A 10,526-nucleotide genomic window follows, 5' to 3' on the forward strand; every position below is an offset into this window, starting at 1 on the left:
GATGACGCGGCTTGCGATCCACCGGCACTGATGACGCGGCTTGCGATCCACCGGCACTGATGACGCGGCTCGCGACCCACGACCCGCAACGTCCGATCACGTGAACCGTCGCCGGCCGTCCACTGCGCTCACCCGGCCACGGCCGGCCGCCGGGAGAGCAGCACCCCCACGGTCACGGCCGCCGCGGCGACCAGACCGGCCGCGAACACCGCCCACCCGCCGGCGAACGTACAGGCCAGGATGGCCAGCGCGGCCACGGGGAGGGGCAGTTGCTCCGCGAGGTCGCGCTTGAAGTGGCGGGCGTGCAGCGCCCACACCGTCAGCAGGAAGAGCGCGGAGGGAATGGTCACCGCGGCGGCGGCCACCGTGTCCGAGACGTGGGCCTTGCCCACGGCCTCCTCCACCGCGACCTCGATGCCCGCGCCGATGGCGGCCGCGGAACCGAAGATCAGGAAGTGTCCGTATCCCCAGATGAACGCTTCCCTGCTGCCGCGCAGGTAGTCATGGATCGGTACGGCGAAATAGATCCACCAGGCGGAGAAGACGATCAGCAGCCCGCCCGCGGCGATCGGCAGCAGTTCGCCGAGCGCGTCGTGCTCGTACACCGCCTCCTGGACCGCGACCGTGGCCGCCGCGATCGTCTCGCCCAGCACGATGATCGTGAACAGCCCGTACCGCTCACCGATGTGGTGCGGATGCCAACTTGTCGAGCGGTCGCGCTCGGCGAGCGCGGGAACGGACAGCTCCGCGAGCGCGAGCACGACGAAGACGGCGGTACGGGCTCCACGCGAGTCGGCGGGCAGCAGCAGCATGGCGATCCAGCCCAGCTGCACCACCGTGATCCCGACGGCGTACCGCAGCGCGACGCGCCGTTCCCCACCCCGGGTGCAGTGCGCGGCGCGCAGCCACTGGCTGGTCAGCGCGAGCCGCATCACCACGTAACCGATGACGACGACCGTCCAGTCGCCCCCGTCGAAGGCGCGCGGCACTCCGGCGGCGAGGACGAGCACACCGGTGATCTGGACGAGCGTGACGACGCGGTACAGCGGGTCGTCGGTGTCGTAGGCCGAGGCGAACCAGCTGAAGTTGACCCAGGCCCACCAGATCGCGAAGAAAACGGCCGCGTAGCTGCCGACTCCGGTAAGGGCGTGGCCTTCGGTGACGGCGTGAACCAGCCGCGCGCCCGCCTGGGCCACCGCGACCACGAAGCAGAGGTCGAAGAAGAGTTCCAGCGGGGTCGACGCGCGATGTTCCTCGGTGCGGCTGCGAGCCGTCATTACGGGCATGGGAGCCAGCACACCAGACGGGCTCGACCACGCCGAACGGGGCATGCCCCGGATGGGCGATCGGGCTCACCCGGCTGAGTCGTAAAACAGGACCAACTATCATGTACGTCCCTACGGTGACGGGGTGACAGAGCCGCCAGAAGCCTCCGCCGCAGCCGCGCGGCCCGGCCCCGGTGCACGTGCCGGCTCCGCCGGAGCGCCTGGCACCCCGCCCTCCGCCGGGCCCGGTGCCGCCGGACCTCAGGCCGCCGGACCCGGACCCGGTACCGCCGGCCGCCGGGCCGCCGGGCCCCGCTCCGTCACCGCCCGCGCGACCGCGGCCGGCGTCATCGTCTCCGTCCTGCTGATCCTCGCGATCGTGCTCGGCAGCCGGCTGCTGGAGAACTTCGACTCCGCTCTCCTCCCGTACGCCGTCGCCACCGTCTTTCTCGCCTTCGGCGTCGCCTACCGCTACACGGTCTGGGTCTCCGCGCCCGGCGCCCGGCGGCTGTTCAAGCAGGGGTGGCGGAGCTTCTTCTCGGTGGCCAACTTCCGCAAGGCCCCCACCGCGCTGCCCCGGATGATCGCCACATATCTGGGCTTCCAGAAATTCCTCGGCGCCCGCTCGCACGCCCGCTGGGCCGCCCATCAGCTGATCTTCTGGGGCTGCATCCTCGCTTCCCTGATCACCTTTCCGCTGACCTGGGGCTGGTTCACCTTCACCTCCGGCAGCGGATCGGGTCCCGGCTACGAGATGCGTATCTGGGGCTTCAAGATCATCGGGTTCGACTCCCTGGACATTCTGGGCTGGCTGATGTTCCACGGCCTGGACATCGCCGCCGTGCTCGTCATCCCCGGCGCCTCGTACTTCCTGTGGCGCCGGATGAAGGACCGCGGCGCCATCACCGGCCAGCGCTTCGCCTACGACCTGGTGCCGCTCATCGCTCTCATCGTCATCTCGGTGACCGGTCTGCTGCTCACCTTCTCGTCGATCTTCCTGCACGGCGGCGGATACGAGTTCCTGGCGGTCCTCCACATGGTGTCGGTGGTGTTCACCCTCATCTACATCCCGTTCGGGAAGTTCTTCCACATCGTCCAGCGCCCGGCCGCGGTCGGCATGCAGCTGTTCAAATACACCGCCCGGCAGGACCAGGAGGTGCTCGGCTGCCGCCGCTGCGAGGAGCCCATCGACACCGGGCCGTACGTCGAGAACCTCCGCGGCACCATGCGCGACCTCGGCCTCGACTTCGACGAGTGGGCCGAATACTGCCCGCGCTGCAAGCGGGTGCTGCGCGGCAGCGCCTATCTCTCCCAGGTGAAGAAGGGCTTCAAGTGACCGCGGATCCGCGTGCGGCCAACTCCCGTGCGGCCGACCCCCGCACGACCGGCCCCCGCACGGCCGACCCCCGTGCGGTCGTGCCTCTCGACCCCTCTCTCGCTCCGCCCGGCACCCGGGCCTTCCGGGACGCGGGCGGTATCCCCGCCGACCGGTGGCGCGCCGACCAGGAGGGCGAGACGCTCGTTCCCACCCACTGCTGTTTCTGCGGGGTCCAGTGCGGGATGTATCTGCGCGTCGACCGCGGTGGCAAGGTCTTCGGCGTCGAACCCCGCAACCACGACATCAACCGGATGCGGCTGTGCCCCAAGGGAATCAACGCGTACCAGCAGGTCAACCACCCCGATCGGCTCACCGCCCCGCTGATGCGCCGCTCCCGTGACGAGGACTTCCGCGAGGTCTCCTGGGACGAGGCGCTCGACTTCACCGTCGCCGAGATCGAGCGCATCCAGCAGAGCTACGGGAACGACGCCTTCGGGCTTCTCGGCGGCGCCAGTCTCTTCTCCGAAAAGACCTATCTGGTCGGCAAATTCGCCCGGGTCGCCCTCAAGTCCCGGCACGTCGACTACAACGGCCGGCTCTGCATGGTCAGCGCCGCGGGTGCCAACAAACTCGCCTTCGGCATCGACCGGGCCGGCAACCCCGCACCCTCGCCGAAGAGGATCGCCGCTCAGCTCCTGCCCGGTGAGTCCCTCGCCTTCCACTACCCGGATGAGGAGGACCGGGCGGTCGCGGTCCGCCTGGACGACGGCACCCTCGTCGGCTACTCCGCGATCTGCACCCATCTCGCCTGCGCCGTGCTCTGGCGCAAGGATCACGGTTCCGAGGGCGAGCTGTACTGCCCCTGCCATGAGGGCATCTTCGACGCCCGCACCGGCGAGGTCACCGCCGGGCCACCGCCCCGTGCGCTGCCCAAGGTGGTACTCACCGAACAGGCCGACGGCAGCATCTGGGCGGTCGGCACGACGCGCTCGGGCGAGAGCATCGAGCACGGCCTGTGCCGTCAGCTCTCCGAGGACCGCCCGGACCTCGCCTCCCGCATCGGCTGTCCCGCCGTCAAGGGCGGCGGCGCGGAGGCCCCCGCGGCCGGGGCCGAGGCCGAGCCCTCCGGCAGGCGGCCATGACCGATGCCCGGCAGTCCCGGAACCAGGAGCCTTCGGAGCCCCCGGAGTCCTCGCAGTACCCGGAGTACCACCCGGGGAGTGCTCGCCCCGAACTCAACCGGCCCGTCCACGAGCGCTATCCGCAGATCCGCGCCACCAGCGGCTACGGAGACCCCCGGGTCCGCCACACCGGCCCCGGTCCGGGGGCGGGCACCGACCAGGAGCCCGAGCGGTCCTCGAAGCTGACGGCCCGGCTGGCCCTCGCCATGACGGTGGTCGTCGGACAGCTCTGGGGTCTGACCGTCACCATCGACGCGTGGATGGAGGGCAACACCGGCACGGCCTGGTGGGGGGCCGGCTTCCTCTGTCTGTCGTTCCTCGTCGTCCTCGGGCTGTGGCTGATCGACCCGAAGGATCGCTGACCGCCGCCGTACCCTTGACGTATGAGCACCGCCCCCGCCCCCGGCCCGCGCGATTCGAAGCCCTCCGATCCGGAGCGGCCGAAGCCGAAACCGGCTCTGATCTTCGACGATCCGCTGGACCAGCAGTCCTCGGACGATACGGACCGAGGGTGGGGCGAGCGGGCCCCGGCCGGTGGCAGCGCCGCCGATCTGGCGCGCTTCCTCGACGAGAAGCCGCCCCACCACATCTGATTCCCCGCTCCGTGGTGGTCCGGCGGTGATGCTGCCGGTTCTTCTGCTGTGCGTGGAGTGGTCGGAGCTACTGGTCGTGACCCCGGCCGGGGTCCTGGCCGGGGGCCTCGCCCGCCGGGCCGCCGCGCTGCGAGACGAGGGCGTCGCGGATCTCCTTCAGCACCTCCAGCTCGCTCACCTCCAGCGTCTCCTGCACCCCTTCCTTCGCGGCCTGCATCGCCGCCCGCTTGGCGAGGTACTTGGCCATGGGCAGGACCATCAGGAAGTAGACGACGGCGGCCGTGATCAGAAAGCTGAGGGTGGCGCTGAGCACCGAACCCCACAGGATCCGGATGCCCTCGGTCGCCTCGCCCGTCTTCGGGTCCGTGATGCAGGGGCCCTTGAGGCAGGAGCTGTAGCTCTCCAGGTCCTTGGTGCCGAACGAACCGACCAGCGGGTTGATGACGCCCTTGACGATCGAGTTCACGATCTGGGTGAACGCGGCGCCGATGACGACGGCGACCGCCAGATCGATTACATTGCCGCGCATCAGGAAGGCTTTGAACCCTTCCAGCAGACTGACCTTCTTCTCGCACACGGATGAGCCTTCCTTCGCGTGTGCCGTAGGCGGAGCAAACTCCTCCACAACTTATGGCAGTACGCGTTGAAATCACCCAATCTGCGAGGTTGGTCAGGTGACTTGATCGATCGTCAGTGCGAATCAACACAGGGCCACCGCCAGTTGGGACGAGATACCCGCGCCGGCCAGTGCGGTGGCCGTGTCCCGGGGGACGGACAGCACGATCAGCGCACCGTCCTCCACGGAACCCCCCACCGGGGCCTGCGGAACCTCCGCCACCCGCGCGCCCTTCGCCAGCACCCGGGCACTGGTTCCAGCAACGGTTCCGGCACCGGCTTCCCCGGCGGCGATCACATCGACGTGGTCACCCGGCCGCAATAAACGAACGGCCCCCGCATCCGCGATCCGGACCGGCGCGGACACCAACCGGGCCGGTCGCCGGGCCTGCGCTGGCGCCGCACCGGCCTCACCCCCGGCCCCCGCCCCGTACGCGGCTTCACCACCCGTGCCCGCGCCGCCACCGCCCAGCCCCGTGGCGGCGAGCGCGGCGGCCGTCAGGGCCAGCCCGGCGGCCAGGGCCCGGCGCTGCCGCCACAACGCCCGCCGCAGCCGGCGCCCACCGCCCCCGCGCACTCGCAAGGGTTCGAACACGGGCACCCCGCAGGGCGGGGGCGCCGGAGACGGAGACGGCAACGCCGAGGAGGCCGAGGAGGCCGAGGGCGATACGGACGACGCGCGCGGCGCGGAAGACACGGACGACGTGAACGACACGGACGACGGGAACATGGTCGACACCACCTGCCATGAGGAGTTTCGGACGAACACCCCTCACGATCCACCGTCCGCGAGATTCCCGCCGAGGCCTGTGGACAGCCCCGGCGTTGTGGAAAACTCCGTCACCCGCCCCGCTGCCCCAAGTCCGTCACCCGCCCCGCTGCCCCAAGACCGCCCCCGCTCACCCGCTAGGGCAACTCGATCCCCGTCCTGAGACCGTCCAGCGCGTGCGAGCACGGGCAGTCCCGGTCCGCCTGCGCGGGCAGCGCGGCCACCACGTCGAAGAGCACCGCGCGCAGTCGGTCCACGTTGGCCGCGAACACCTTCAGCACCTCCCCGTGCGAGACGCCCTCGCCGGCCTCCGCGCCCGCGTCCAGGTCCGTCACCAGGGTCGTCGTCGTGTAGCAGAGGCCCAGTTCACGGGCGAGGACGGCCTCCGGGTGACCGGTCATCCCGACCACCGACCAGCCCATCGCCGCATGCCAGCGCGACTCGGCCCGGGTCGAGAAGCGCGGTCCCTCGACGACGACCAGAGTCCCGCCGTCCACCGGCTCCCAGTTCTTCGCCCGCGCCGACGCCAGCGCCGCCCTGCGCCCCTCGGGGCAGTACGGATCGGCGAAGCCCAGATGCAGGACGCTCGGCTCCGCACCGTCGGCCCGGATCTCCCCGTCGTAGTACGTCTGCGTCCGGGCCTTGGTGCGGTCCACCAGCTGGTCGGGCACGAGCAGGGTGCCCGGCCCGTACTCCGGGCGCAGGCCGCCCACCGCGCACGGGCCGAGTACCTGACGTACGCCGACGGAACGCAGCGCCCACAGGTTGGCCCGGTAGTTGATGCGGTGCGGCGGCAGATGGTGGCCGCGTCCGTGGCGGGGGAGGAAGGCGACCCGGCGACCGCCGACCTCGCCGAGGAAGAGGGAGTCGCTCGGCCGACCGTACGGGGTGTCCACACGCACCTCCGTGACGTCCTCCAGGAAGGAGTACAAGCCCGAGCCGCCGATGACACCGATCTCTGCGTTCGCCATGCGATCACACTAGCGGCGCCGGAAAACACCGGGAGCCCCGCCGAACGGATCGGCGGGGCTCCCGGTGCAAGTGCGGTGCGGAAGTGCGCTGTGGACGTGCGGTCCGGCTCAGGCGGCCGACGTGCCGCTCGTCGAGGACGAGGAGGACGACGACGCCGCCGAGGAAGAGGCGGACGACTTCGAGTCGGATCCCGTCGACGTCGAGGACGCCGAGGAGTCGGACGACGAAGCGGAACCGGACGCCTTTGCCGAGGACGAAGACGGCGTGCTGCTCGACGAGGAGCCGCGGCTGTCGTTCCGGTAGAAACCGGAACCCTTGAAGACGATGCCGACCGCCGAGAACACCTTCTTCAGGCGTCCTTCGCAGCTCGGGCACACGGTGAGGGCGTCATCGGTGAACTTCTGCACCGCCTCGAGGCCCTCGCCACATTCGGTGCACTGGTACTGATAGGTCGGCACTTGCTCCTCCTGGCACTCTGACTCAATGAGTGCTAACGACGCTCCATACTGACGTATTCCGCAGCATCAGTCCACCGTGACCGGCTTCCGGTGACCGACACCACGTGCCACGGTCCGTCCCGAGGCGGCGGGCGCGAGCCTCGAACGCAGTCCCACCAGGGTGATCAGGGCCAGTACGGTCCCCACCAACGGCACCACGAATCCGGTGCTGGCTCCGTGGGCGTCCGCGAGCCGTCCGGCGACCGTCACCGCCGCCGCCTGGCCGAGCGCGACCGAGCCCGTCAGCCAGGTGAACGCCTCGGTCCGGGCGGCCCCCGGCACCAGAGCGTCGACCAGCGTGTAGCCGCTGATCAGGGCCGGAGCGATGGAGAGTCCGACCAGGAGTCCGAGCCCGGCCAGCAGGGGCACCGAGTGCACCGCCCACAGTCCGGACGCGGTCAGGGTCAGTGCCACGTACCCGACGATCAGCCGCCGTCGCGGCCCGCTCTTCCAGGCGATGGCACCGCAGGCGATCCCGGCGAGCATGTTGCCGGCCGCGAAGACGCCGTACAGCAGACCGTTGGCTCCCGGGCGGCCGATCTCCTCGGCGAAGGCGGTCAGCGAGACCTGCATGCCGCCGAAGACCGCGCCGATCCCGAGGAAGGCCACCGCGAGCACCCGTACACCCGGTACGGACAGGGCGGAGGCGTGCCGCTGGGAGGTGCCGGACGCGGCGTTGCGCACCGCCGGCTGGGTGCGGTGCTGCGCGGCGAAGAGCAGCCCGCCGGCCAGGGTCAGCGTGGCCTCCGTGATCAGACCGGCCGCCGGGTGCACCCCCGTGCACAGCGCGGTGGCGAGCACCGGGCCGATGACGAAGGTGAACTCGTCCGTCACCGATTCGAAGGCGGCCGCGGTGGACAACAGCGGCGAGGCCTCGCGGCCCGGTGCCGCGCCGAGCACGGCCGCCCAGCGGGCCCGCACCATCGGTCCGACCTGCGGGACGGAGGCACCGGTCGGCACGGCCGCCACGAACAGCGCCCACAGGGGCGCGTCCGCCAGCGCGAGCGCCGTCAGCACCGACACGGACGCCGCGTGCACCAGGACGCCCGGCAGCAGCACGGCGCGCTGGCCGAAACGGTCGGCGAGCTTGCCGGTCTGCGGTGCGAACAGGGCCATGGAGACACCGGTCACGGCGGCGACGGCGCCCGCGCTGCCGTACGAGCCGGTGGTGTGCTGGACCAGGAGCACGATGCCGATGGTCAGCATCGCGAAGGGCTGCCGTGCGGCGAAGCCCGGCAGGAGAAATGTCCACGCACCCGGGGTGCGCAGCAACTGCCCGTATCCGGGGCGGTCGGTGACCGTGGACGCCACGGTCCATGCCTTTCTGCCGCCTGGTGGCCGGGCTCCCGCGGGGCGCCCGGCACGGATGGTGCGGGCTCGTTCCTGCGGGTGCTGCCGAGAGCTGTCCTCTTCGCGCGGGACTGCGGTAGATGCCGGGCGCTCAGCAGAGGCGGAGGACGCCACGACCGCCATACGGTCGCGCCAGCTCTGCGTCAGGCAGAGTTGGTCGTTCGGGTTGGTCGATCGGGTTGGTCGTTGAAGTCGACCGGCCCCGTCACAGGGGTCGATCGGGTCCCCTTCATGATACAGGCAGAGGTCCTTGTGCACCTGCGATTGTGCGCAAGGACTCCACCGGCACCTCGGATCGGAAGCGCCCCCCAGGGTGCACGCGCAATGCGTGCACCCTCAGTGGTGCGCCTTGGGTCCGCCCGGCTTCCCCCGCCGTTTCACGGATTTCAGCGCGTGTGTCATGTCGTGGACCACATCGTGTCCCGCATGGGACCCGGGGCTCTCGCCACCGCCGCCACCTCTGCCGCCGGCCCCCAGCCAGCCCGCGAGCTTGCCGCCCTCGCCGACCGCGTGCAGCCGTTCCTCCGCGGCGTCGCGCACCGGGTCGGTGGCGACCACCAGCAGCTCGTCGCCGCGCCGCAGCACGGTCGAGGGCGCCGGTACGAAGCTCTTGCCGTCCCGCACGACGAGGGTGACGGCGGCCCCGGCGGGCAGCCGCAGCTCCCCGACCTCCACGCCGTGCATCTTCGACCGGCCGGGGATCGCCACCGACAGCAGGTGGCCGCGCAGCCGCTCCAGCGGTGCCGACTCGATGCCCAGGTCGGCGGCCTCGGCCGGATCGTCGGAGATCTTCAGGGCCTTCGCGAGCCAGGGCAGCGTCGGTCCCTGGATGAGGGTGTAGACGACGACGAGGACGAAGACGATGTTGAAGACGCGGGTGGAGCCCTCGACCCCGGCGACCATCGGGATGGTCGCCAGGATGATGGGCACGGCGCCGCGCAGCCCCGCCCAGGACATGAGCGCCTTCTCCTGCCAGGGCAGCCGGAACGGCGCCAGCGAGATGAAGACCTCCAGCGGACGCGCCACCACGGTCAGCACCAGTCCCACGATGACCGCCGGCCAGAAGTCGTCGTACAGATCGTGCGGCGTGACCAGGAGCCCGAGCAGCACGAACATGCCGATCTGGGCCAGCCAGCCGAGACCGTCGGCGAAGCCGCGGGTGGCCGGCCAGTGCGGCAGCTTGGCGTTGCCGAGGATCATCGCGGCCAGATAGACGGCGAGGAAGCCACTGCCGTGGGCCAGTGCGCCCGCCGCGTACGCGGACACCGCGATCGCCATCACGGCGATCGGGTAGAGGCCGGAGGCGGGCAGCGCCACATGACGCAGTCCGAACGAGCCGAGCCAGCCGACGGCGATACCCACGGCCGCGCCGATGGCGAGTTCCAGGGCTATCTCGCCGACCAGGACGTACCAGCTGTCCACCGGCCCCCTGGTGGAGAAGGCGACCACCAGGATCACCACGGGGGCGTCGTTGAAGCCGGACTCGGCCTCCAGCACACCGGTGACCCGGGCGGGCAGCGGCACCTTGCGCAGTACGGAGAAGACCGCGGCGGCGTCCGTCGACGAGACGACCGCGCCGATGATCAGCGACTGCCGCCAGTCCAGGCCGACCAGGTAGTGCGCGCCGGCCGCCGTGACGCCCACGCTCACCCCGACGCCGACCAGCGAGAGCATCACCGCGGCGGGCAGCGCCGGTCTGATCTCTTTCCACTTCGTGCCCAGGCCACCCTCGGCGAGGATCACGACGAGTGCGGCGTAGCCGATGACCTGGGTCAGTTCCGCATTGTCGAACTTGACGTCGAAGATGCCGTCCTGCCCTATGGCGATCCCGATGCCGAGGTACAGGAGCAGGCTGGGGAGCCCGCTGCGGGACGAGATGCGCACCGCCACCACCGCGACGAGCAGAACGAGCGAGCAGACGAGCAGGAGTTCGTTGAGCGTGTGGACAGACAGTGGCCGTTCCTTC

General features: G+C 70.8%; 10 protein-coding genes and 2 pseudogenes. 5 read left to right on the forward strand and 7 right to left on the reverse strand.

From position 1 onward, the window contains the following. Nucleotides 1-128: 128 nt before the first annotated feature. Nucleotides 129-1,286, reverse strand: coding sequence for a low temperature requirement protein A (locus OG520_RS23920; RefSeq protein WP_406014544.1), 1,158 nt, complete (start codon nt 1,284-1,286; stop codon nt 129-131). A gap of 124 nt (nt 1,287-1,410) precedes the next feature. Between OG520_RS23920 and OG520_RS23925 the strand changes: the two genes are divergently transcribed. From OG520_RS23925 to OG520_RS23945, 5 genes and pseudogenes are all read left to right on the forward strand, one after another. Then, complete coding sequence (locus tag OG520_RS23925; protein WP_406014545.1) at nt 1,411-2,601, forward strand: MFS transporter; 1,191 nt, start codon at nt 1,411-1,413, stop codon at nt 2,599-2,601. Then, nucleotides 2,598-3,311: pseudogene (locus OG520_RS23930) on the forward strand (molybdopterin oxidoreductase family protein); the annotation flags it as partial. The gene OG520_RS23925 and the pseudogene OG520_RS23930, both read left to right, overlap by 4 nt. Before the next feature lie 75 nt (nt 3,312-3,386). Next, nucleotides 3,387-3,725 (forward strand): annotated as a pseudogene (locus OG520_RS23935) (Rieske (2Fe-2S) protein); the annotation flags it as partial. After that, a complete protein-coding gene (locus OG520_RS23940) occupies nt 3,722-4,126 on the forward strand; it encodes a hypothetical protein (RefSeq protein WP_406014546.1) in 405 nt (134 codons plus the stop codon). The pseudogene OG520_RS23935 and the gene OG520_RS23940, both read left to right, overlap by 4 nt. A 21-nt stretch (nt 4,127-4,147) precedes the next feature. After that, entirely contained in the window at nt 4,148-4,357 is a 210-nt protein-coding gene (locus OG520_RS23945; protein ID WP_385328972.1) for a hypothetical protein, read from the forward strand. 67 nt (nt 4,358-4,424) lie between these two features. Here the strand turns inward: OG520_RS23945 and OG520_RS23950 are convergent, their stop codons facing one another. From OG520_RS23950 to OG520_RS23975, 6 genes are all read right to left on the reverse strand, one after another. Beyond that, entirely contained in the window at nt 4,425-4,934 is a 510-nt protein-coding gene (locus tag OG520_RS23950) for an MscL family protein (RefSeq protein ID WP_406014547.1), read from the reverse strand. Nucleotides 4,935-5,057: 123 nt separating this feature from the next. Further along, nucleotides 5,058-5,702 (reverse strand): RcpC/CpaB family pilus assembly protein, encoded by a 645-nt coding sequence (locus OG520_RS23955; protein ID WP_406014548.1) that lies wholly within the window; start codon nt 5,700-5,702, stop codon nt 5,058-5,060. Nucleotides 5,703-5,878: 176 nt separating this feature from the next. Then, on the reverse strand, nt 5,879-6,712 hold the full coding sequence (locus OG520_RS23960) for an S-methyl-5'-thioadenosine phosphorylase (protein WP_399328104.1): 834 nt from the start codon (nt 6,710-6,712) through the stop codon (nt 5,879-5,881). Nucleotides 6,713-6,820: 108 nt separating this feature from the next. After that, a complete protein-coding gene (locus OG520_RS23965) occupies nt 6,821-7,171 on the reverse strand; it encodes an FmdB family zinc ribbon protein (protein ID WP_406014549.1) in 351 nt (116 codons plus the stop codon). A gap of 66 nt (nt 7,172-7,237) precedes the next feature. Beyond that, on the reverse strand, nt 7,238-8,521 hold the full coding sequence (locus OG520_RS23970; RefSeq protein ID WP_399328100.1) for an MFS transporter: 1,284 nt from the start codon (nt 8,519-8,521) through the stop codon (nt 7,238-7,240). A gap of 375 nt (nt 8,522-8,896) precedes the next feature. Then, complete coding sequence (locus OG520_RS23975; protein ID WP_406014550.1) at nt 8,897-10,453, reverse strand: potassium/proton antiporter; 1,557 nt, start codon at nt 10,451-10,453, stop codon at nt 8,897-8,899. Nucleotides 10,454-10,526 lie beyond the last annotated feature (73 nt).

The organism is Streptomyces sp. NBC_00984, assembly GCF_045162475.1.
Classification (GTDB): domain Bacteria; phylum Actinomycetota; class Actinomycetes; order Streptomycetales; family Streptomycetaceae; genus Streptomyces.